At 69.8% G+C, this 21,817-nt stretch carries 20 protein-coding genes, 3 tRNA genes and 1 pseudogene; 15 read left to right on the top strand and 9 right to left on the bottom strand.

From position 1 onward, the window contains the following. The first annotated feature begins 32 nt into the window (after window positions 1–32). Window positions 33–1,436: a sensor histidine kinase gene (locus ACFQUZ_RS11815; protein WP_377441185.1), complete on the top strand. Its 1,404-nt coding sequence runs from the start codon at window positions 33–35 to the stop codon at window positions 1,434–1,436. Between the two features lie 120 nt (window positions 1,437–1,556). Beyond that, complete coding sequence (locus ACFQUZ_RS11810) at window positions 1,557–2,174, top strand: hypothetical protein (protein WP_377441183.1); 618 nt, start codon at window positions 1,557–1,559, stop codon at window positions 2,172–2,174. A gap of 91 nt (window positions 2,175–2,265) precedes the next feature. Here ACFQUZ_RS11810 and ACFQUZ_RS11805 read toward each other — a convergent pair whose 3' ends face one another. Beyond that, the gene (locus ACFQUZ_RS11805) at window positions 2,266–3,879 is read right to left on the bottom strand and encodes a ricin-type beta-trefoil lectin domain protein (RefSeq protein ID WP_377441181.1); all 1,614 of its coding nucleotides are present in this window, start codon (window positions 3,877–3,879) and stop codon (window positions 2,266–2,268) included. 203 nt (window positions 3,880–4,082) lie between these two features. On the opposite strand from ACFQUZ_RS11805, the gene ACFQUZ_RS11800 reads away from it, so the two are divergent. After that, window positions 4,083–4,793, top strand: a complete 711-nt coding sequence (locus tag ACFQUZ_RS11800; RefSeq protein ID WP_377441179.1) for a glycosyltransferase family 2 protein — start codon at window positions 4,083–4,085, stop codon at window positions 4,791–4,793. 87 nt (window positions 4,794–4,880) lie between these two features. Next, window positions 4,881–5,375 carry a redox-sensitive transcriptional activator SoxR gene (gene soxR / locus ACFQUZ_RS11795; protein ID WP_377441177.1) on the top strand — a complete coding sequence of 165 codons (495 nt, stop codon included), beginning with the start codon at window positions 4,881–4,883 and terminating at the stop codon, window positions 5,373–5,375. A gap of 33 nt (window positions 5,376–5,408) precedes the next feature. Here soxR and ACFQUZ_RS11790 read toward each other — a convergent pair whose 3' ends face one another. Then, window positions 5,409–6,386 carry an NAD(P)H-quinone oxidoreductase gene (locus tag ACFQUZ_RS11790; protein ID WP_377441175.1) on the bottom strand — a complete coding sequence of 326 codons (978 nt, stop codon included), beginning with the start codon at window positions 6,384–6,386 and terminating at the stop codon, window positions 5,409–5,411. A 112-nt stretch (window positions 6,387–6,498) separates the two neighbouring features. Between ACFQUZ_RS11790 and ACFQUZ_RS11785 the strand changes: the two genes are divergently transcribed. The 3 genes from ACFQUZ_RS11785 (at window position 6,499) to ACFQUZ_RS11775 (ending at window position 7,577) form a co-directional block, all read left to right on the top strand. Next, a tRNA-Ser gene (locus tag ACFQUZ_RS11785) sits at window positions 6,499–6,585 on the top strand. Window positions 6,586–6,716: 131 nt separating this feature from the next. Then, a complete protein-coding gene (locus ACFQUZ_RS11780; protein ID WP_377441173.1) occupies window positions 6,717–6,956 on the top strand; it encodes a hypothetical protein in 240 nt (79 codons plus the stop codon). A 90-nt stretch (window positions 6,957–7,046) separates the two neighbouring features. Then, complete coding sequence (locus ACFQUZ_RS11775; RefSeq protein WP_377441171.1) at window positions 7,047–7,577, top strand: YbhB/YbcL family Raf kinase inhibitor-like protein; 531 nt, start codon at window positions 7,047–7,049, stop codon at window positions 7,575–7,577. 57 nt (window positions 7,578–7,634) lie between these two features. On the opposite strand, the gene ACFQUZ_RS11770 is transcribed toward ACFQUZ_RS11775, so the two are convergent. Beyond that, window positions 7,635–8,345 (bottom strand): class I SAM-dependent methyltransferase, encoded by a 711-nt coding sequence (locus tag ACFQUZ_RS11770; protein WP_377441169.1) that lies wholly within the window; start codon window positions 8,343–8,345, stop codon window positions 7,635–7,637. A gap of 175 nt (window positions 8,346–8,520) precedes the next feature. Between ACFQUZ_RS11770 and ACFQUZ_RS11765 the strand changes: the two genes are divergently transcribed. Continuing rightward, a complete protein-coding gene (locus ACFQUZ_RS11765; protein ID WP_377441167.1) occupies window positions 8,521–10,365 on the top strand; it encodes a hypothetical protein in 1,845 nt (614 codons plus the stop codon). A 63-nt stretch (window positions 10,366–10,428) separates the two neighbouring features. Here ACFQUZ_RS11765 and ACFQUZ_RS11760 read toward each other — a convergent pair whose 3' ends face one another. Beyond that, window positions 10,429–11,151, bottom strand: coding sequence for an IucA/IucC family C-terminal-domain containing protein (locus ACFQUZ_RS11760; RefSeq protein WP_377441585.1), 723 nt, complete (start codon window positions 11,149–11,151; stop codon window positions 10,429–10,431). A 457-nt stretch (window positions 11,152–11,608) separates the two neighbouring features. On the opposite strand from ACFQUZ_RS11760, the gene ACFQUZ_RS11755 reads away from it, so the two are divergent. Next, window positions 11,609–13,132, top strand: a complete 1,524-nt coding sequence (locus ACFQUZ_RS11755) for a peptide deformylase (protein ID WP_377441165.1) — start codon at window positions 11,609–11,611, stop codon at window positions 13,130–13,132. Between the two features lie 141 nt (window positions 13,133–13,273). On the opposite strand, the gene ACFQUZ_RS11750 is transcribed toward ACFQUZ_RS11755, so the two are convergent. Beyond that, complete coding sequence (locus tag ACFQUZ_RS11750) at window positions 13,274–14,389, bottom strand: globin domain-containing protein (RefSeq protein ID WP_377441163.1); 1,116 nt, start codon at window positions 14,387–14,389, stop codon at window positions 13,274–13,276. A gap of 253 nt (window positions 14,390–14,642) precedes the next feature. Here ACFQUZ_RS11750 and ACFQUZ_RS11745 point away from each other — a divergent pair, with 253 nt between their 5' ends. Continuing rightward, on the top strand, window positions 14,643–15,413 hold the full coding sequence (locus tag ACFQUZ_RS11745) for a CPBP family intramembrane glutamic endopeptidase (protein WP_377441161.1): 771 nt from the start codon (window positions 14,643–14,645) through the stop codon (window positions 15,411–15,413). A 102-nt stretch (window positions 15,414–15,515) separates the two neighbouring features. On the opposite strand, the gene ACFQUZ_RS11740 is transcribed toward ACFQUZ_RS11745, so the two are convergent. Beyond that, window positions 15,516–16,211 (bottom strand): hypothetical protein, encoded by a 696-nt coding sequence (locus ACFQUZ_RS11740; RefSeq protein WP_377441159.1) that lies wholly within the window; start codon window positions 16,209–16,211, stop codon window positions 15,516–15,518. A gap of 127 nt (window positions 16,212–16,338) precedes the next feature. Between ACFQUZ_RS11740 and ACFQUZ_RS11735 the strand changes: the two genes are divergently transcribed. From ACFQUZ_RS11735 to ACFQUZ_RS11725, 3 genes are all read left to right on the top strand, one after another. Further along, the gene (locus ACFQUZ_RS11735; protein ID WP_377441157.1) at window positions 16,339–17,307 is read left to right on the top strand and encodes a hypothetical protein; all 969 of its coding nucleotides are present in this window, start codon (window positions 16,339–16,341) and stop codon (window positions 17,305–17,307) included. 180 nt (window positions 17,308–17,487) lie between these two features. Next, window positions 17,488–17,577: transfer RNA gene (locus ACFQUZ_RS11730), tRNA-Ser, on the top strand. A 35-nt stretch (window positions 17,578–17,612) separates the two neighbouring features. Continuing rightward, window positions 17,613–17,685 (top strand) — tRNA-Arg (locus ACFQUZ_RS11725). Between the two features lie 685 nt (window positions 17,686–18,370). Here the strand turns inward: ACFQUZ_RS11725 and ACFQUZ_RS11720 are convergent. After that, entirely contained in the window at window positions 18,371–18,784 is a 414-nt protein-coding gene (locus tag ACFQUZ_RS11720; RefSeq protein WP_377441155.1) for a hypothetical protein, read from the bottom strand. A gap of 209 nt (window positions 18,785–18,993) precedes the next feature. After that, the gene (locus tag ACFQUZ_RS11715) at window positions 18,994–19,542 is read right to left on the bottom strand and encodes an aspartyl/asparaginyl beta-hydroxylase domain-containing protein (protein ID WP_377441153.1); all 549 of its coding nucleotides are present in this window, start codon (window positions 19,540–19,542) and stop codon (window positions 18,994–18,996) included. A gap of 202 nt (window positions 19,543–19,744) precedes the next feature. On the opposite strand from ACFQUZ_RS11715, the gene ACFQUZ_RS11710 reads away from it, so the two are divergent. Continuing rightward, on the top strand, window positions 19,745–20,365 hold the full coding sequence (locus tag ACFQUZ_RS11710) for a hypothetical protein (protein ID WP_377441152.1): 621 nt from the start codon (window positions 19,745–19,747) through the stop codon (window positions 20,363–20,365). Between the two features lie 645 nt (window positions 20,366–21,010). Here ACFQUZ_RS11710 and ACFQUZ_RS11705 read toward each other — a convergent pair. Then, window positions 21,011–21,298 (bottom strand): helix-turn-helix domain-containing protein, encoded by a 288-nt coding sequence (locus tag ACFQUZ_RS11705; protein ID WP_377441150.1) that lies wholly within the window; start codon window positions 21,296–21,298, stop codon window positions 21,011–21,013. A 422-nt stretch (window positions 21,299–21,720) separates the two neighbouring features. Here ACFQUZ_RS11705 and ACFQUZ_RS11700 point away from each other — a divergent pair. After that, window positions 21,721–21,817, top strand: a pseudogene (locus ACFQUZ_RS11700) (IS5/IS1182 family transposase); the annotation flags it as partial.

Here is a 21,817-nt window from a genome sequence, read left to right as displayed (position 1 = left end):
CCGGACGTCCGTCGCGCAGCGAACATCTGACCATGCCGTTGCCGGTGATCGGCCAACGGCCGACCGCCGACGGGCCCCGGCGGCGGCGCTTCGGGCGTACCCTCACGGCCCGGGCCGTCCTGGTGAGCTGCGCGGTGGCCCTGGTTTCGGTGCTGGTCACGGTGATGGTGGCGGTGCCGTTGACGGTGCGGGCGGCGGATCGGCAGGCGCGGGAGGCGCTTGCCGCGCAGGCCACCCTGACCGCCCAACTGCTGCGTCCGCGGCTCGATCGCGGGCAGACCGCGGACGAGGTGCGGATCGTCCAGCGGCTGCGGGACCGGGACATCAACGCCTACCTTGTCCGGGCCGGCAATCCGGATCGGGGTGGGTTGCCGGAACGGGTGGTGCAGCGGCTCGCCGCCGGCCGCAACGTGTCCGGTCGGGGAATGGTCGACGGCCGGATGTCCCTGATCGAGGCGCGGGCCCTGCCCGGTGGCAGCGGGGTGGTGCTGACCCGGCCGGTCAGCCGGGGGCTGTGGCTGAGCATCGCCGCCAGCCTGTGGCTGCCGCTGCTGGCGGGCTTGTCCGCCGGGCTGGTGGCGGGTGTGCTGCTGGCCCGGCGGTTGGCTCGGCCGATCCGGAACGCGGCGACCGCCGCCGCCCGGCTGCGCGCCGGCGACCGCAACGTCCAGGTCCCGGTCGAACCGCCGGAGGAGGCGGCGGATCTCGCGTACGCGTTGAACGGGCTCGCCGCGGCGCTGGCCACCAGCGAGGGCCGGCAGCGGGAGTTCCTGCTCTCCGTCTCGCACGAACTTCGTACGCCGCTGACGGCCATCCGTGGCTACGCGGAGGCGCTCGCCGACGGGGTCCTTCCGGCCGACGGCACGCGGCGGGCCGGGCAGACCATGTTGGGCGAGGCGGAACACCTGGACCGGCTGGTGAGCGATCTGCTGGCGTTGGCTCGGCTGGAGGCCGCGGACTTCCCGCTGGAACCGGCCCGGGTCGATCTGGCCGAGTTGGTCCGCGCGGCCGTCGAGCCGTGGACGTCCCGGTGTGCCGCGGTCGGTGTGCCGCTGCGGGCGGAACTGCCGGACGGACCGGTGCCCGCGTACACCGATCCGGGGCGCATCCGGCAGGTGGTCGACGGCCTGCTGGAGAACGCGTTGCGGGTGGTTCCACCGGGGGCCCCGGTGGTGCTGGCCACCCGGCCGGCGCCGGCCGGTGGCGGGGTGGTGGAGGTACGCGACGGCGGTCCCGGTTTCACCGACGACGACCTGGCCGTGGCCTTCGAACGGGGAGCACTGCACGAGCGGTACCGGGGGATCCGGAAGGTCGGCAGCGGTCTCGGGCTGGCGCTCGCCGCCGGTCTGGTCCGCCGACTCGGCGGCACCATCGCGGCGGGCCACGCGCCGGAGGGCGGCGCCAGGTTCACGGTCTGGCTACCGCCGGCACCATGACGGCCGGTCCGGTGTGCCGGTCCCGTCCGCGGCGACCTCTTACCAGGTTCGAACATCGGCTTGACGATCCCCTGGTGGCGGCGGGGCAGGGTGGACCCACCTCGTCGAGAAGGGATGACCATGAAGCGTTGGGGAGGCACCGTCGCCACCGCCGTGCTGGCCGGAGTGGGTGCGCTCGGGCTCGCCGGTTGTGGTGTGGCCGGCGACCGGGCCGGCGGTGATCGAGCGGCCGTGGACATCGAGCGGACTGCCGTGGAGGTTGCCGCCGCCATGGGCGCGGACGGGCAGGCGTTGGCCGCGATGGGCTTCGATACCGCGCAGATCGCCGCGGCCGACCCGGCGCCGGGTGCGGGCGAGCCGTCCGCGAGCACGTCTCCCGGTGCGGACCGGCGGGGTGAGCGGGTGGAGGCGTGGCGTAAGCGGCATCAGGCCCGAGTCCTGCTGCGCCGGAACACGCTGCACGGCGAGGCCGTCGTGCAGACCAAGGACGGGACGAAGACCGTCGCGGTGCAGCGGGGTGAGGTCACCGCGATCGACGGCGACTCGATGACTGTGAAGTCGACCGATGGTTTCACCATGAGCTGGGCCTTCGGTCCGGAACTGCGGGTGGTCGAGCGGCGGGCCACGATCCAACCGAGCGAGGTCAAGGTGGGTACGACGGTCGGCGTGGCCGGTGCCAAGGACGGTGACGCGGGCGTGGCGCGATTGATCATCATCCCGAACCGGACGTCACGCTGACGGGGCTGCGCGCCCGCTGCCGGCACGGGGTGTGACGGGCACTCGCGGGAAGGGTCTCTTACACCCTGGTAAGAGACCCTTCCCGTACCTTTCAGTACACGCGGGAGCCGATGAAGTCGTCGTGCCCGTAACCCACCGGGTTGGCGAAGTTGCGGGACTGGAACGACCACTGCTGGCGGGTGCTCGACGAGCAGGACGCCAGCCGCAGCCGCGGCGTACCGAACCACGGATTGTCGAACTCCAGGCAGAGCGCCTGGTTTCCGGCCGCCCGTAGCTGGGCGCCGTTGAACACCCATTGCTGGTTGGCGCCGCCGTGGCAGTCGTGGATGTTGACCGCCGTGCCAGCGGTCAGCGAGCCGCCCGACACGTCCAGGCAGCGATCGTGGGACAGTTCGGAGTGCAGCGAGCGGCGGGCCGGGTCGTACCAGAATCCCTGGTTACGACCGCCGTGGCAGGTGTACGACTGTTGTACGGTGCCGTTGCGCGAGTCGTATCCCTTGCCGTCGACACAGGTGCCGGTGGCCGCGTTCCGCAACTGTTTGAAGTCCATGAGCCCGGGTTGGAGCACGCCGGATCCGGTGCTGGCCGGGTCGACGCAGGTGGCCTGTTGCTGTCCCGAGTTGAAGAACTGGGTCATGCACTGGGCGAACATGCCGTGGCCCCGGGCGTTGGGATGGAACGACTGCCGGGCGGCGTTCTCGTCCCAGATGCCGATCTCGATGTAGAGCCCGCGGACGGAGGTGTTGTCGGTGCACACCTCGTGTCCGTGGAACAGCCGGCTGTTGTCGAGGTACCGAGTGCCGGTGTTGGCCGCCGCCGCCCGCAGCGCGGTCTCGAACAGCGGGACCGCCTTGTTCCGGGCGAACGCCTGGTCGTGCAGGTAGAGCAGGCAGCCGCCGCCGTACCAGCCGGGGAAGTTGGGGTTGTCCTCGACGTCCGGGCTGCCGGGGCTGGGGTACGACTGGAGCACCAGCTCGTAGTCGCTGGCCAGGTAGCCGGCGCCGGTCATCGTCTGTCGGATCGAGGTGAGGGCCTGCTCGACGGCCTGCCGGCTGCCGTTGGTCCGGATGGTCCACTCGTCGGTGTACCGCGGGTAGCAGGGGCCTTGGAAGAAGACCCGGCTGATCGCGCAGTCGGTGGCCACCGGACCGAACTGGATGGTGCCGTCGCCGTTGGCGCCGACCACCACCCAGATCAGCTTGATCTTGGTGTTCCGGGCCTTGATGGAGAGGTAGTCACCCTGGTTGAGTTCGTTCCACTGGCTCGGGCCGCCGGCGATCAGGTTCCACGGCGTCGCGCCCGAGCAGGCGATGTTGTACTGCACGTCCGACGCGATGCCGGTGCGGAACACCGCCTGGTCGTAGGACCGGTCGCACCAGTTGCCGTCCTGGTGGGTGCCGGGGATGTAGTTCCCCACCCCCTCGCCGGAGATCTCGCTGTCTCCCATCGTGACGAGCGAGACCCTGCGTTGGTCGAGGGGGCGGATTTGTGGACTGCCGTAGAGCGCGGTTGCTTCGGCCGCCCGGATGGTCTCCAGGTTAGCTGGCAGCGGCTGTACTGCCGGGCGGTCGACGGCACTGGCGGGGGTGGCCAGGCCAGGGAGCAACGGGAGGACGAGACCCGCGACGAGTGCCGCGGCGGCGAGCGATCGCCGCCGGGGCGCCCGGAGCGCGTGCCGTCCCCCGGGGGCGGGGGATTCGGACATCGACGCACTCCTTCCATCGATCGCGATGTGACGATCGAGTTACCAGACGGTAACGCTCGGAGTGATGAATGTGAATAGACTTCGGAAAAGTTCAGGGGTCGCCGCCCGCGTCCCGGATGCACCGTTGTCGGCTCCGATCGGAGCGGGGAGCCGGGTTCGGGATACGCTACGGACGATCTGCCACACCCACTGCGGAGACTCCTGTGAAGCTCTCGATCCTGATGCCGGTCTACAACGAGGCGGAACGCATCGCCGACGCGCTCAAGCAGGCGCTGGCGGTGGACTACCCGTGCGAGATCGAGCTGGTGGTCGTCGATGACGGCAGCCGTGACGGCACGAAGGAGGTCCTCGCGGCGGCGGACGACGGCCGGGTCCGGGTGATCACGCATCCCCGGAACGCGGGCAAGGGAGCGGCCATCCGCACCGCCGTCGACAGCGCCGAGGGTGAGTACATGGTCATTCTCGACGCCGATCTTGAGTACGACCCCAAGGACATTCCGCGACTGCTCGCCCCGGTGCTGGACGGCCGGGCCACCGTGGTCTACGGGAATCGCACATTCGGCAGCCACAGCGCCTACAGCTTCTGGTACGTGATGGGCAACAAGGCCGTCACGACGGCCGCCAATGTTCTTTACAACTCCTACATCGGCGACCTGGAGACCTGCTTCAAGCTGATGCCGGTGGCGCTGTACCGGTCGCTGGACGTCCGGTCGCGCGGCTTCGGCATGGAGGCGGAAGTAACCGGCAAGTTGCTCCGCCGCCGGATCCGCCCGTACGAGGTGCCGATCAGTTATCGGGCGCGCAACCGCGAGGAAGGCAAGAAAATCACCTGGCGGGACGGGGTCGAGGCGCTGTGGATCCTCGGCCGCGAGCGGACCCGCCGCCAACCCGGACCGGCCCGCCGCCGGGGCTAGCCGCCGCGGCGGCCGGACGCCGTGGTCGCGGTGCTCGTCATGCGGGTAGCCTGAAAGTTGAAGTCAACTTCAGCTCAAGGTGGCGTGATGCAGGAAGCACTGACGATCGGCGAATTGTCCGCCCGCTCAGGTGTGGCTCCGTCGGCGCTGCGCTACTACGAGCGGCTCGGCCTGATCCGGGCCGACCGCACCGGCGGCAACCAGCGGCGGTACGCGCGGGCCGAACTGCGCCGGGTGGCGTTCATCCGGATCTCGCAGCAGGTCGGGGTGTCCCTTGACAAGATCCGGTCAGCCTTGGACTCACTGCCCGATTCCCGTACCCCCACTCGGGCGGACTGGGCCCGGCTGTCCCGGCTGTGGCGCCACGAACTGGACCAGCGGATCGAACTGCTCCACCGGCTGCGCGACGAGCTGACCGGCTGCATCGGCTGCGGCTGCCTGTCGCTGCAGCGTTGCAAGCTCTACAACCCGGAGGACGAACTTGCCGCCCAGGGACCGGGCCCTCGCCGGATCCTGCCGGCCGAGGACGCGGCGACGCCGGCCGGTCCTCGGCCCGCGCCATCCACCGGCCCGGGCGCCTGACCGCTGCCCGCCGGTTGCCGGATGGTTCCGGCGCTAGCCCCGCACCAGCACCACCTTGCCGAGGTGGTCGCCCGTCTCGACCAGCCGGTGTGCGTCGGCGGCCCGTTCCATGGGCAGACGCTCGTGGACGACCGGGCGGATCGCGCCGGACTCCACAAGCGGCCACACCTGGTCCCGGACGCCTCGGACGATCATCGCCTTCTGCTCCACCGGCCGGGACCGCAGCGCGGTCGCCGCGACGCTGCCCTGCTTGGCCAGGAGCGCGGCGAGGTCGAGTTCTCCCTTGCGACCGCCCTGCATGCCGATCACCACGAGCCGCCCGCCGGTGGCCAGGGCCGAGACGTTCCGGCCCAGATAGGCGGCGCCCACGATGTCGAGGATGACGTCGGCGCCACGGCCGTCGGTCACCCGGCGCGTCTCCTCGACGAAATCCCGATCCGTGTAGTCGATGGTGTGCGCGGCACCCAGGTCGCGCAGCCTCGCGTGTTTGGCCGCCCGCGCGGTGACCACCACAGTGGCGCCGAGCGCGGCACCGAGCTGGATGGCGAACGTGCCGATCCCGCTGCCGCCGCCGTGCACCAACACCGTCTCACCGTGCGTGAGACCGGCCTGCCGCACCACGTTCGACCAGACCGTGCAGGCCACCTCGGGCAGCGCGGCGGCGTCCACCGGATCCACCCCGTCCGGCACGGGCAGCACCTGCCCGGCCGGCACGGCGACCTGTTCGGCGTACCCACCACCGGCCAGCAGCGCGCAGACCGGAGCCCCGACCTCCCAATCGGTCACCCCCGCGCCGAGCGCGGCCACCACCCCCGCGCACTCCAGTCCCGGGTACGCCGACGCGCCCTTCGGCGGCGGGTAGTGCCCCTGCCGTTGCAACAGGTCGGCCCGGTTGACCGCGCTGGCGCGCACGTCGATCAACACCTCACCCGGGGCGGGTTCGGGGTCGGGGACCTCGGCCCAGACGAGGGCGTCGGGACCACCGGGCTCGGGAATCGTGATCGCACGCATGGCTCAGTCTTACCCGACGTGATCCGGTCTGTCCCGGCCATGGTCGGCGATGCTCGGGGCAGCCATGGCACACTAGGGCACGCGGCGGCGCGGGGAGCCGGGTCGACCGCCGGGAGGGTTCGCCTAGTGGCCGATGGCGCTGGTCTTGAAAACCGGTAAGGCAGCGATGTCTTCGTGGGTTCGAATCCCACACCCTCCGCCGACTGCGCAGCGACCCGGCGGCACGCCGCGAGTCGCGGGCACCACAAGCCCTGAGTCCTGATCACTGGCGTCCCCGCGCCGAGCGTCGGGCGGTCGCGGTTCGGATCGTCGGACGAGAATCATGGCACCATGCGTTACCTGATCTCTCACCCGGACGCGGCGGCCGAGCTTGGCGACCTGGATGTCGCTCTCTACGACGGCAGTCAATCGTTGCCGGAGCGACTGGACGACGTCGAGTGCTACGCGATGCCCTACGGGATCATCGATCCTCCTCGGGCCCGTCGGCTGCTTGTCGACCAGGCCCGGCGGTACGTGACCGGTGACCCGTTGGCGAACGTCGTCGTCGGGCCAGGAAAGCTGGCTGGCTGAGCCGGCAATGGAGTTGCCTCGCTGGTCGTGCGGCGGACGACCGATCGGGTAAGAAGGTCAGCGGGACCCATCTTTCGGAAGGATCACCACATGAGCCTGGACCGACCCATCGCACCCGATCCGTACGAGACCCTGCCGCCGGTGTCGGCGTTCACGCTTACCAGTTCGGACGTCGCCAACGGCGAGCCGATGGACAGCGAGTTCGCGCACGGCAGCGTCGGCGGGGGCAACCGCTCGCCGCAGTTGAACTGGTCGGACTTTCCGGAGGAGACCCGCGGTTTCGCGGTGACCTGCTTCGATCCGGACGCCCCCACCGGCAGCGGATTCTGGCACTGGGTGCTGGTCAACCTGCCGGCCTCGACGACCGAGTTGCCCAGTGGCGTCGGTGACCGGGTCGAGGACGCGTTCAGCGTGCGCAACGACTTCGGCACGCACGGCTATGGCGGAGCGGCCCCGCCGCCCGGTGACCGGCCCCACCGGTACGTCTTCGCCGTGCACGCGCTTGACGTGGACAAGCTGGACGTGACTCCGGACGCCACGCCGGCCTACGTCGGTTTCAACCTCGCGTTCCACACCCTGGCCCGGGCGACGATCCGGCCGACGTACCAGATCAAGGAGTAACCGCGGAAGGGCTCCTGGTCGACGTGTGGCGTCGTCAAGGGGCCCTTCCTGCTCACCTCAGTCGGGGACGCGGGCGACCGCGAAGACGGACTGGCCGAACGGTGGCCGGACGAGCTGCTCGGCGGCCTTGGTCACCGGCAGTACGAGCGTGTCGTACACCTTGACCATCGGCCCCTCCTTGGGCATCAGCCGGAACACCTTGGTGGCCATGAAGTAGCCGATGAGACCGAGCGCGTTGGCGTAGTGCAGCGTTTCGACCCGGAGACCGGCCGCGGTCAGCGCGTCCCGCATGGTCTTCTTGGTGTACCGCCGGACGTGCCCGGTGGCGATGTCGGCGGGCCCCATCGCGAACTCGAAGGCCGGCACGATCAGCACCACCGCGCCGCCGGGCCGGACCAGGTCCCGCATGCTGCGCAACGCGCCGACGTGGTCGTCGATGTGCTCCAGCACGTTGTACGAGACGGCGGCGCTGTAGTCGGCACGCTCGGCGTGCGGCAACAGCATCTCCCGCACCTCGATCTTGGGCTCGACGGCGAGGCGTTCCTTCAGGGCGATCAGGCGCTCCGGGTCGGCCTCGGTGGCGGTGAACCGGCTCAGGTGCGGCGCCCACTCCAGGGCGTAGTCCCCGAGCCCGCTGCCAATCTCGATCGGGTTGTCACCCAGGTACGGGAGGGCAAGCTCGACGAACCACCGCCGGTGGTTCACGGCGGTGGCCAGGCCCTCGAGTACCTCGGACTGGACCTGCTGATCTCCGGTCAGTTCTGCCATGCGTCGAAGCCTCGCGTTCTGGATCAGGGCCCTGCACTGGACCGACAGAGTCAACCATTTACCCCGGACTCTACGGAAATCGAGGTGGATAATGTGGGCTAAAGCGGGTTTTGCTCACGTTGTCGCCGGGTCGCCCCCACGTCCTGCTCGGCATCCCGATAGGCTCCGCGATGGTATGACAACCTCCGACCCGGGACGCGACACCCCGCCGCCATCTCCCGACGGTACGGGCGAACGGCCGGAAACGCCCGCTGACGGGTCTGCGCGCCGTTGGCTGCCGGACGCCGCCGCCGTGTTCACCTTCCTCCTCGCCGCGGGCTGGGTAACCGCACAGCTGTGGCGACACCCCGAGCGCAGGGTGGCCGTCAACCAGAAGGATCAGGCGCTGTTCGAGTGGATGATGGCCCACGGCGCACGGGTCGTCACCCGGTTCACCGACCCGCTCTACACCGACCAGATGAACGTGCCCGACGGGGTCAACCTGATGGCCAACACCTCGGTGCTCGCCGTCTCGATCCCCCTCACCCCGGTCACCCTGCTGTTCGGTCCGGCGGTCGCGCTGCTCACGTTCCTCACCCTGGGCCTGGCCGGCACCGCCACCGCCTGGTATTTCCTGCTGTCCCGGGTGCTGGTGCGCTCCCGGTTCGCGGCCTGGACCGGTGCGGCGTTCGCCGGGTTCGCCCCCGGCATGGTGTCCCACGCCAACGGCCATCCGAACATCGTGTCCCAGTTCCTCGTACCGCTGCTCGTCTGGCGCACGCTGCGGCTGGCCGGACCCGGCCCGGCGTGGCGCAACGGGCTGCTGCTCGCCCTGGTGGCCGTCGGGCAGGCCTTCATCAACCCGGAGGTGCTGGTGGTCACCGCGGTGGGCACGGGCATCGTGATGGCGACGCTGGCGGTGCTACGACCGACCGCCCGGGCCCGGATGCCACGGTTCCTCGCGGGCCTCGGGGTGGCCGTGCTCGGGGTGGCCATCGTGCTGGGCTGGCCGCTGGTCTTCGCGCTCACCGGGCCGGGCAGCTACGCCGGCCTGCCGCGGTCCGTCGGACATTACGGGGCCGACGCGGCGTCCTTCGCGGCGTACGCGCGGGAATCCCTCGCGGTCGGCGTCGCCCGCGCGGCCGGGCTGACCCTGCCCGGGGGTGTCGGCCGGCTCGCTCCGAACGCCACCGAGGAGAACTCGTTCTTCGGCCTGCCGCTGCTGCTGCTCCTCCCCGCGTTGGTCTGGTGGCTGCGACGCCGCGCGGAGGTGCTCGGCCTGGCCGTCGCAGGGCTGGTGTTCGCGCTGTTCTCGCTCGGGCCACAGGTGGTCGTGGCCGGACGGGAAACCGGGATCCGGTTGCCGTGGGCCTACCTGGAGCGGCTGCCGGTGCTGGAGGCGGTGCTGCCCACCCGCTGGGCGCTGGCGATGGCGCCGTTGATCGCGGTGCTCCTGGCGTACGGCGGTGACCGGGTGGCCGACCTCGCCCGTGCCCGGCCGGAGCGACGGCGCGGGATCCGCCTCGCGGCGGCCGCCGTGCTTGCCGTGGCGCTGGTGCCCCTGCTGCCCACTCCGCTGCCGGCGGTCGCGCCGGAGCCGGTGCCGGAGTTCGTCCGGGCGGGGATGTGGCGCGAGTACGTCGACGGCAACCGGTCGGTGGTGCCGCTGCCGTTGCCTGACTCGGGATACCCGGAGCCGATACGCTGGTCCGCCGGCACCGGGCTGGACCTGCGGCTGCCGCGCGGCTACTTCCTCGGACCATCCGCTGGGACGGACCGGACCGCCCGGTTCACCGCGCCGTCGCGGCCCACAAGCGATCTGTTCTTCCACGTCCGCCGGACCGGCAAGGTGCCGCCCATCACCGCTGCCAACCGCTCCGACGCCCTTGACGACCTGCGCTTCTGGCAGGCGGGGGTGGTGATCCTCGCCCCGCACTGGCGCGCCGAGCCGATGCGCCAGACGATGACCGAGCTGATCGGCAGGGAACCGGTATGGCGGGGCGGGGTGTGGGTGTGGGATGTCCGGTCGCTGCTCTACTGACCGAACGTGACTGCGCCGATCGGCTCGCTGCGATCGGTTCTCCGGCGGGCAGCGTCGACCGGATCAGGACGGACGGACGCAGCAACCGGCGCAGAGCTTGGGCTTGGGCAGCGTGAAGGCCAGGCAGCAGGTCTTGCGTTGGACCGTCGGTTCACCCGAGGGGCCGGGGACCAACTCGATCAGCTCGGCCAGGCCCAGCGCGTCCAGCAACGTCCCGACCGACTCCACCGACGCGCCGGGGAGGCTGCCGGCGGCTCGCAGCACCCCGTACGCCACGGCGGAGGAGACCGAGCCGAGCAGCGTCCGCGCGTTGAGCCGGACCTGGCCGCGGATCGCCTCGATCAGGGGGTTCAGGTGTCGATCGAGCAGGGATTCGCGCAGCAGGGTGAGGAGTTCGGCGTCGTCCCGGACGACCCGGACGTCGGCCCGGCCGGTCAGCGCCAACGGGTCGCTGGGCAGCACCGCCACCCGGGCGCGGCGGCGCAGGCCGATGGTGACCAGGGGACCGTCGGCGTCGGCGCGCACCAGTACGTCGGCCGGCTCCAGCAGCGGAACACGGCGGGCGGCTGCCCATCCGAGCACCACCGGCAGGGTCGCGTAGTACGAGTACGACTTCCAGAGCAGGGCGGCTGCGGCGTGTGGCTGGGCGTCCCACCGGTGGGCGGCGGCGGCGAGCAGCTCGGGTAGCCCTTCTCCGTCGATCAGTCGGGTGACGGGGGTCCAGCCGGACTCGTCGTCGACGACCAGCCCGGGAGCCAGCCCGGGAAGGCGGTCGGTGCCGAACATTCCCCGCAGGGTGGTGAGGATCGGGGTCAGCGGTGCGGCGATCGAGAACCTACCGGTCCGGCGGTCGGTCAGGTCGGACGTGACGGTGGCCACCCCGCTGGTGAGGGCGGTCATGACGGGTTACCGCCGCCCTGGGGACCAGGTCCCGCCGCCGTCCTCGCCATCACCGATTCCGCCCTCTCGCCGTCTGGAAACCGCAACTTAGGCCAGGCTAACCCGTGCTATTCGGTTAGGCAAACCTAACCGGGACGCGCGGGCGCGGCGTCCTGTGACGAGGGGTACCCGAGCGGGAGGCAGATAGGCGCGTCCGTGGGCACCCGAGCTGTGGGCGGACGGGAGCGTCCAGTCTCGGACACAGTGGCCCATTTGTCAATATAGATGTCGGTAACGCTGCAGTTCCCTGCGCCTCGGGCGTCCCGGCCAGCACACTGGAAACTCCCGGCACCTGAGGACGATGATGACCCTCTCGCCATTGGATCGGGCCGCCGACTCGTTCGCGGCCGAGCTGTCCCGGCGGCGGGTGGCCCGTGGGATGACCAAGAAACAGCTCGCCGCCCGGATGGGCTTCGACCCGTCGTACGTCAGCCACGTCGAGGGCCGCCGACACCGGCCCACCGAGGACTTCGCCCGACGTGCCGAGGCGGTACTCGGCGCGAGCGGCGCGATATGGCAGCGCTTCCAGGAGTACGACGAACTGCGGCAGTCCCGACCCGTGCCCAGCCAGCGGCGGCCCACCGTGTCGCCCGAGCAGTGGCTGCCGCCCGGCACCGGACTGCTCGTGGAGCACGAGACGGCCACCCTCACCTACGCCGACGGGCAGTACCGTTGCCGGATTCGCCGGCAGCTCTACAACGGTGGCAACGAACCGGTCAGCCGTTATCTCATCCGGGTGGCCGTGGACAGGTTCCCGCACGAACCTGACCGCTCCAACCGACATCACCGGGAGCACCCGCTCAGCTTCGACGAACTGGGCCTGCGAGCCTGGTGCAAGGACGACGGCCGGGTCGAGGCCATGGAGTGCCGGGTGAAACGCGACCGGGACGCCTTCAAGGAGGCGTGGCTGCTGTTCGAGAACAACGAGGGGCGTTTCCCGCTCTACCCGCGGCGCCGGGCCACCATCGAGTACACGTACGCGGTCTCCGAGGAGAAATGGGGGCAGTGGTTCCAGCGAGCCGTGCGCCTGCCCACCGGCCGGCTCACCATCGCGCTCGACCTACCCGCCGGCCTGGACCCGCAGGTCTGGGGGGTGGAGGCGTCACTGTCCACGGAGGAGACGCCGCTGCGGACCCCGATCGACCGTCGAGTCGAGGGAGAGCGGGTCAGGTTCGAGTGGAGCACCGACTACCCACAGATGCATTCCCGCTACCAGCTGGAGTGGCGGTTCCGGGCACCGGAAGTCGAGGGAGTGCCGGACGAGCAGCCTGGGGAACGGGCCAGCGACCGGATGCGGTCGGCCGGCATCCTGCAACGCGGCAGCGAGATGCTGCACCGGCCCACCACCCGGTTCGACCTGCCGCGCGAGGAACCGGCCGCCCGGGCGGTCGTGTCCCGGCTGTTGACGGTGCTCGACAAGGTGGACGAGTTGCACCCGTTCAGCAAGGGAGTGGGCCTGTCCGCACCGCAGATCGGGGTGGCCCGCTCGGCGGCGGTCATCCACCCACCCGATCGGGAGGCGGAACCGGTGGTCCTGCTCAACCCGCGGGTGGTGGACGCCGGGCCGGAGACCGACGAGCAGTACGAGGGCTGCCTGTCCTTTTTCGATGTCCGTGGCCTGGTCCCGCGGGCGCTGCGGGTGGACGTCGAACATGTGCAGTACGACGGCTCACCGGTCATCACATCGTTCGACCTCGGCATGGCCCGGCTCGTGGCGCACGAGATCGACCACTTGGAGGGGCGGCTGTACGTCGACCGGATGGCCGCCGGGGTGCCGCTGGTGTCGGTGGAGGAGTACCGGGAGACCGGCCAGCCCTGGCACTACTGATCCATCCGCCGGGTATCGGGCCCGACCCGGCATCCCCGGTTGACCGGGCGTCGTATCGGGGGCCGGGTCCCGGGCCCTGCCCGCGAGCAGGACCCGGGACCCGGTTTTTGGGGGGAGGGAGGTCTTGGGAACCGCTGTCTCTCAGGTGTCGCCGAACACGTCGTACCGGATCAGCTCGGCCGGCACGTCCTGGGCGGCGAGGACGCGCAGGGTCGCCCCGACCGTCGCCGTCGAGCCGGACACGAAGCAGTCGTGCCCGGTCCACGGGCCGTACCGGTCCAGCAGGTCGCTGATCGTTCCGCGATCGCCGGTGTAGTGCGGGTCGTCGGTGCACACCGGCAGCACGGACAGCCAGGGATGGCGGGCGGCCAGCCGGTACAGCGGTTCCAGGCCGTAGATGTCGGCCTCGGTGCGGGCAACCGCGAAGACATGCACCCAGCGGGTCCGGTTGTATCGCGCCAACTCCTCCACGAGCGCCTTGATCGGCGCCAGTCCGACCCCACCCGCGACGCAGAGCACGTCCCGGGTCGATCGCGGATCCAGCGTCATGGTGCCCATCGGGGAGGCGACACGGAGCAGGTCACCGGCGCGGACCCGACGCACCAGGGCTCCGGAGAGCCAGCCGGAACTCTTCGCCCGGACGTGGAACTCCAGCAGGTTGTCCTCGGTCGGCGCGTTGGCGACCGAGTACGTCCGCCACACCCGCGGCAGGTGTCTGGGGGCCTCGACGCTCACGTACTGACCGGCCAGGTAGGGCAGCGGATACTGCAGCGGCTGACAGGTCAGTACGGCGATCTCGGATCCGAGCCGTTCGTGGGTGATCACCTCGGCGTGCCAGAACGGCGGGTTCGAATCCTCCGCCGCGCCCGCGATCATCCGTTCCGCGATGACCGCGTACGCCTCCCGCCAAGCCTGGTCGTACTCCAGGTTCCACTGCCCCTCGGTCAGGGCGCGCAGGGCGTCCAGCAGGGCGCGACCGACGACGTCGTAATGCTCGGGTTGGACGTGGTACTTGCGGTGGTCCCGGCCGAGGCCGCGGAGGTAGTCGTCGAAATGGACGGGATCCTCGATCGTCTGGACGGCTCGGACGATGGCCTCGAGCAGCCGGTCCCGTTGGTCGGTCATCTGCACCGGGAACAGTTGCCGCAGGGACGGACTGATAACGAACAGCCGGGCGTAGAACTGCTTCGCGAGCAGGTCCCTGCGGTCCTCGACGAGACTCCAGCTCTCCTTCAGTGACCGCGCAAGGTTGTCCATTGATGTCCTTCTCGCTATCGTGGTGCGTCGATGCGCGCACGGACTGGTCGATCAGTTCGCGGTGAGTGACGAGATGGTTCCGTTGGGTGCTCGTTGCAAGGATGGGTACGGGTGGCGGACCGGAGTCGCACAGGCTGTGCGATCGAGAGTCCCGTTCACGGGATGGCACATCGTGTCCGTCACATTCGCCTGATCTGTCCGTTAAGTGCGCCGACGGTCGCCGGGAAGACCTGCTGTCGGGCAGAGTGACAGGGTGACCGTTGATCTCCACGGACCGATGGCCCGGCGGACCCGCAACACCGAGGTGCTGCTGGTACTCGGGGTGTCCCTGGGCCAGTCGGCGATCTACGCCCTGGTCCGGATCATCGCCCGGCTGACCGAGGACCGGCCCCTTTCCCAGCAGACGGCCACCCTCAACGCGTCCCAGTCCGACCGACCCTGGCTCGACCTGACATACCAGTTGCTCGGTATCGGATTCGCGCTGGTGCCCGTGCTGCTCGCCGTACACCTGCTCAACCGGGACCCCGGCGACGCGCGGCGGCTGCTCGGCCTGGACGCCCGGCGGCCGGGCACGGATCTGGCGCTCGGCGCGGCGCTGGCCGCCGCCATCGGGTTACCGGGACTGGCGCTGTTCTGGGCCGCAGCGCGGCTCGGCATCAACGCCACCGTGGTGCCCGCCGGGCTGCCGGACCTGTGGTGGGCGGTGCCGGTGCTGATCCTGGCCGCAGCGCAGAACGCCATCCTGGAGGAGGTCGTCGTGGTCGGCTATCTGGTCACCCGGCTCCGGGAACTGGCGTGGCGGACCGCCACAGTGATCGCGGCGAGCGCGGTGCTTCGCGGCTCCTACCACCTCTACCAGGGCATCGGCGCATTCGTTGGAAACGCCGTGATGGGCGTCGTGTTCGCGCTGGTGTTCCTCCGCACCCGCCGGGTGTTGCCGCTGGTCATCGCCCACACGCTGCTGGACATCGTGGCGTTCGTGGGCTACGCCCTGGTCCCGCCCGACTGGCTCGACTGGCTATAGCCCCCTGGTCGCGCGATCTTGCATTCTGGGTTGGCTCTATGCGACTTTCATGCCGTTTTGTCGCAGCCAGAAATGCAAGATCAACGCTGAAGGATGGGTTTATCACCTCGGTGAGGCGGTGGTTTGAAATCGGGTGGCCGCGCGGGCCGCGAGCCGGCGTGCGGACATCGAGTAACCCACGGCGGCCGTAAACGGCGCGGCCCCCGGTATTCCGCGCACCACGAATCGCAGAGCCAACCAGCCGGCGAGCCGGTTGACGAACGGCCCGGCCAGCCGGCGACCCGCCACCGCCAGCCGGAGCAGCGGCGGTTCGAGCACCGGATGATCCGTGTCCACCGCCCCGAGCGCTGCCCGCGCGGCCGGCGCGTCCTGATGTACGCCGGTCAGCACCAACAGGTCGACCGCGCGTTCCGGATCGGTGGGATCGTGTCCGTGGGCGGCGGCGACGTGCAGCACCAGGCTGGCGTGCGCCCAGGTCACCGTTGCGATCTCGGCGACCGGTGCGAGGACGCCGGTGCGGGCTGCCAGGGCGCCCCCGACGCCGACCAGTCGGGTGAACCGGGCGGCGGCCAACCGGGTCAGCTCGTCCGGGCCGGCCTCCGGACGCGCCGCGCGGGTCCGTTCGACCCAGTTCCGGGCGGGGGGACCGAGCAGGTCGACCGCCGCGAGCGCGATCAGCTCTGGAGCCCGACCAGGATCGTCGAGTACGCGCAACGCTGCCGAGGTCCGGGTACGCGGTGCGGTGTCCCCCGCGGGGCGGGTGGCCTCACTGGCGGGTCGGGCCGTGGCTGGTGCCACCTCGGCGGGGGTTGCCGTGCTCGGCCGTACCGACGCTGCCGGTTCGTGTTCGCGTGTCGATTCGGGTGGGTGTGCTGGTCCGTGTTCGCGTGCTGGGCCGGGTGGGCTTGCCGGTTCGGGTGGGGGTGTGTGTTCGCGTGTCGCTTCGGGCGCCGGCGAGTCAGTGGGCGGCGCCGTCCCCGCCAGCGGCGCCGGCTCGTGGGGGTCGACCGGCTCGGTGGTCTTCCTCGCGGACGTACCCCTGGCGACGACCTTGCTCGTGGGGGTCGTTTTCTTCGCGGGCGCCGCCTTCTTCGCGGGCGCCGGTTTCTTCGTCGGCGTGGCCTCGTTCGTCGGCGTGGCCTCGTTCGCGGGCGCCGGTTTCTTCGTCGGCGTGGCCTCGTTCGTCGGCGTGGCCTCGTTCGCGGGCGCCGGTTTCTTTGTCGGCGCCGCCTTCTTTGCGCGGGGGGCCTTCTTCGCGGGCGCCGGCTCCCGGACCGGTGTCGTCGTCGGGTCCGGCTGGTCGGTCGGTGCCGCCGTCTCGGCCATCTTCTTGGCAGCGGTCGCCTTCTTCGCGGCGGTCGTTCTCGTGCCAGCGGTCGCCTTCTTCGCTGGAGCTGTCTTCTTCCCTGGAACTGCCGCCTTCCCTGGAACTGCCTCCTTCGCTGGCGGGCTTGTCGGCGGTGGCTCCTGCGCGGCGCTTGTCGACTCGGCCTCGGGCGCGGCTGGTCGGCGGTCGACGCCTGACGGTGTCCGCCCGTGGCCTTCCGCATCGGCGGGCGATCGGGGAGCGGGCAGCGTCGTCCGACCGGACCGGCGAGCCCCGGTCGAGGTGCTGTGGTTCCGGCCGGGCGGTGGGGCGTCGTCATTCCGGCCGCCCGGTGTAGCGGCCTCGGCTGGGCGGGTCGCGGCCTCGTCGCCGGAAGGGGGCTGGAAGAGGACAGCCGGTGGGGCGCCCCGGCGGCGTGGCCGGTTGGGTGGGGGCGGCTCGGCCGGAGTGGGTGGGGGCGGTGCGGGAGGCGGGGTGAACGCCGGCTGCGGGCCTCGGGGTCGCGATCGTGGGGTCGGTCGGTCGGGCGGATCGGTGCCCGGCTGCTCCTCCATGGCAGGAGCCTAATATCAGGCGGCCGTTCCCACCTCCCCAGAGATAGAAAGGGTTGCCGGCGACGACGCCCTCGGCCACGGGATGTGCCGATGACCCTGATGAGATCAAGATCGTCTTGGTGGTCGGGGAGGTGCTTTGCTCAGGTCGCCGGACGCCCTGTATCCTCGGGCGTCGGTGGTGTGTCGCCACCGGGGAGACTTCGCCTAGTCTGGTCTATGGCGCCGCACTGCTAATGCGGTTGGGGTTAACCGCCCCTCCCGGGTTCGAATCCCGGAGTCTCCGCGGTTCGGCCGGGTGTGTAAACTGGCCGGGCACCTGCGCCCGTAGCTCAACGGATAGAGCATCTGACTACGGATCAGAAGGTTAGGGGTTCGAGTCCCTTCGGGCGCGCAGTACGTTCAAGGCCGTGACCAGCGGAAACGCAGGTTGCGGCCTTGATTGTTTCCCGGGATGTGCCGCGGTCTTCCACATGGTGGGACGTTGGTGCTCGGTTGGTGCTCCGTTGTCACCGTGCTGTTCGGCCGGGGTTGGGTGCTCGCCCGTGCTGACCAGTGCGTTTCCGTGTCGCCTGGTCTGGATCATGATTGGGGAGAGGGCGCGCTGACTCTCCGTGTCTGTCCACCATGGTCATGCTCGTCGATCTTCGCTGGCGGGGTGCTTCCAGGGCGGCCGGCCGCCGCTGACCTGCGGCCGGATTCGGCCTGGAGGCGGTCCCGCGCCCGCGCCCCCGGGGTGGCCGTGGTGACGACGACCCATCTGATTCAGGCGGTCCGAGCGTCTTCCGCCGGACTCTCTGCCAGCGGGGTTCACAAGATCGTGCGGGAATCCGGTGACCGGCTGCTCCTGTCCGTCCGGCGTGGCCGGTTCTTCCCGTCGGCACCCCGGGCCATCCTGACTTGCCTGGTCAGGTTTGTGCTGGCGCCGCCGTCGACTGTCTGGAGGGCTGAGCGGCAGGCACGCCTCTGGACGCCGTCAGTGTCGTGGCCGAACGCGCGTCGCAACTCGTCGGTCGGGGTTCACTCTCATAGCCGACTTGAGTTCGTCCGCTCACCAAGCAGGAAGTGGAGACCCGTCATTACAGGCCGAAGTCGGCGGGCCTTTCGGCAGCTTTGACTCTGAACGCAGTCTCTAGGGTCTCGTCTTGGTGGCCGAGGAGGATATCCAGATCATCTTGCCTGGACTCGGCGTGGTCACCGTCCAAGTCGTGCTCGATGAGGTCTGCTACTAGCTCGGCGAGTTCCGCCAATCCGAAGTACCGCAGCGCGTCCAGGGCTCGTTTCAGACGGAAGGGCTCGTTCACCTCGACGGCGAAGCCCAAGCCACCACCCATCGCTGAGTTGTAGACACGCAGCAAGTACGAGAGCTGCACGATGCCTCGTGGAGTGCCCTCGGGAGCCTCGCCATCTGCGCCGTAGTCAGCGGCACGATTCCAGATGATGTTTAGCTCATCCTGGCCGGCGCGCATCCACACCTCCTCCACCTCATCCACGGCGCACCCGAGTCCGATGTGAGCGGCGTGTGTCATGAGGTCGAGGTCGGATCACAAACGCAGGGTATCGGGCGGGCAACCCCTGCCGGTCGACGCACGCCAACCAAGTTCAGGCGCACGCATCTGCCGCGAACCGAGCGTCACGGTAGGTGACGAAGGAGGGCGTCCAACGGCGTACAGGCGTGCAAGAGCGTTCCGAGGTGCCTCGCTCATTTACCACGGCGGACGAAACCCGCCACGGAGGCTGGCAGATGGTCCTGTGGCAGGTCCTCGCAGCCAGGACGGGCGAAGTCGAACAGCAGCACGACGCGGTCGCTGGCGCCGTAGTTCCACGCTTCGTGCATGACGGTGTCGTCGAAGACGAAGGTCTCGCCTTCGCGCCACGGCCGGATCTCGTCGCCTACCCGCAGCGCGCAGTCCTGCGGCACGACCAGTCCGAGATGTGCGCGGTAAACCGTGGTGACCCATCCCTGATGTGGCTTGATGTGCGTGCCAGGAGCCATCCGGGAGAACCCGGCGGTCGTAAGATGAGGGATCTTCGTCAAGGCGGAGGCGGTGTTCGGGCAGGCTTCGAGCGCTTCCTCGATTCGTTCCCCGAAGGCGACCAGGCCGTACACGCTCCAGCCCTGGCCGTACATCTTGCGTTGCACCCACGGCTGATAGGTCTCACGCGGGAGAGCGAGGCATTCGGCCCGGATGGACTCCCACCGCGCTCGAATATCGGCCAAGAAGGCGAACTGCTGCTGATCCACGAACATAAGGGCATCATCATGCACCACCTCGGGCGGGACACGCCGCCTCAGGTGTGGCCGGTCGTGGTGGCGTACTTGGCGCTTCAGGTTGGACGCACGCTCATGCCGCCGATCGGGCGTCGCGCTGAGTGACCGGCTGCCGTGCCGAAGCCGTCCGGCCGTGCCGAGAAGAGTGCGTCGGATATCGGGGCATGCGAAGCTTCGTCACGTGACGATTCCCTCGGAGGTCCTGGATTCTGCTGCCGCCGACCCGGCGTCTCCAGCTTGGGACCATATCTGGCAAGAGTCGTGTCACCAGGGCACGTGCGACCCCGCCAGCGTGGTTCTGCTGCCTTGGCTGGCGCAGACCTGCGCCGCTTTCATACCAGAGAACCGAGAGAATGCGGTGGTGCTTGCTGGGTCCATCGCCGTGGATGCCAGCGACACCGACCGCGCCGCATACGCGGATGAGATCACAGGCGCGCTCGCATTGGACCGCCTGCCGTGCGCGTCCAATGACAGCATGTTCGTGTACCTCCAACAGGCCGTCCTCGCCTTCGAGGGTGACGAGATTTGGGGTAAAGAACTCGACCGCATCAACGACGGGGAGGTCGACGTAGAGTGCCCCGAATGCGAGGAGGAACTGCTGCTCGACCTGCCATCGGAGGACCCTCCGATTCAGCCCGGGCTCTCCTCAGATCTGGCGGTCCGCCTGCATGCTGAGGCCCTTCAGGCGGGCCGGGAGTCGGTGGCAACCGCATTCACCTACCTTTTTGGCCGGCTCAACTGTCCAAACTGCGGCACCGGATTTGAACTGGCCGAACACTTGGCTGGGGTTTCGTACCAGTGAGATGAGCATCCTCAACTGCCGCGGACAGAGCGTTGCTGGCGGAGACGTGCTACCGCCGTCGCGACCTGCCGTAGAGGTGGACTCCGTGGTCAACGTCATGGTCGGGGTCACGCCGGAGGAACCCGTCGGTCTTGATCTGGCCGTTGGCCACGAGAACGAGTCAGTCCTCGTAGTACCAGCTCGGGTTGCAGGCGCAGGCGCAGGCGCAGGTGGTGAAGGTGAACCGGAAGTTCGCCCGGTAGCGACCGGTCTGCCTGGGCATGAGCTGGAAAAGGCGGGCCGGGTCGCCGTCCGTCCATCTCGTCGGTCGGACAGCGCGGCACGGTCATGGCCACCACCCTGGCCGGCAGGTCGGGCAGCGGCAGGCGGCTGGCCCGTCATCGCCATCAAACAGGCCGGCGCACTCGGGATGCTCGACGAGCCCAAAGGCAGTCCCGACCGCGCACGGTAGGCACATCGGGGCGTCCTCGGCGACTGCGGCGGGCGGGTCGTACAGCGCCAGGAATTCGAGCGCTGCCCGCCGCATCCCGCACGCCGACTGCCGGCAAATGTGGCACCAATCGTCGGGGTGCTGCTGGACGGTGAGGTGGCCGATCAGCACGAGTCGGGCGATAATCTCGGCCGGTGCCGGTCGGCGGATGACGGTCATGTCTGGCGCCGAGGTCGCATCGCCGCGCGGACTCGGCCCCGGTGGGTACGGGCCAGGTCGACCAGCTCGGCAATGAGGGCCCGGTCGCTGACGCGGTACACGTCAAGTAGGGCCCGGAGGGTGATCTGGTCGACGCCGACGTTCCCGACCTCGATGTGGCGAATCTTGCTGACGGAGCAATCCATGCTGTCAGCGACCTGTTGCCGGGTCATGCCGCACAACCGCCGCAGCTCGCACAACTCGGTGCGGATACGTCGCCGATCTTCCGGCTCGGTGGCGCTCATGCCGCCGACCTATCAGCCCGGGCTGGGCCGTTGCTGCGCCGGACTCGTCGGGTCTGGGCATGGGTCGGCCGGAACTCGGGCATTCCCTGCGGCGTCGGCTGGCCACCGTCCGGCCAGCGCTGTTGGCGAGAGCAGGGCACGAAATTGCCTTGATGGCCGGCGGTGTCGGTACACCGCTGGTGCGACGTGAGGTGGCGCTCGCGGGCAAGCGCACAGGACAGGCACAGCGCCACGTGTGCGGGGATGCTCATATCGACCCGCCTCGGGCAACGAGGTTTCCGAACGCCATGGCGTACGTCCAGCAACGGCCCTGTGTGCCGCACTCCGGACACCCGCCGTCGACTGCCAGCGGACACGCAAAAATCTGGGTAGGCGGACAGTTCGCTCCGGACTGACGGACATGAAATCTCCGTGCCGCCGGTGCACATCAGCACGCCGCTGGCGCCCGCCGGGACAGTCACACGCAGGTCGAGCCGCCGGGCGGCAGCGCTGCGGCCGAGCCGGCTGATCACGCGTTGG

This window comes from Plantactinospora sp. GCM10030261, assembly GCF_042666615.1.
Lineage (GTDB): Bacteria > Actinomycetota > Actinomycetes > Mycobacteriales > Micromonosporaceae > KBS50.
The sequence above is the reverse complement of the archived record's forward strand: the minus strand, read 5'-3'. Positions and strand labels throughout refer to the sequence as shown.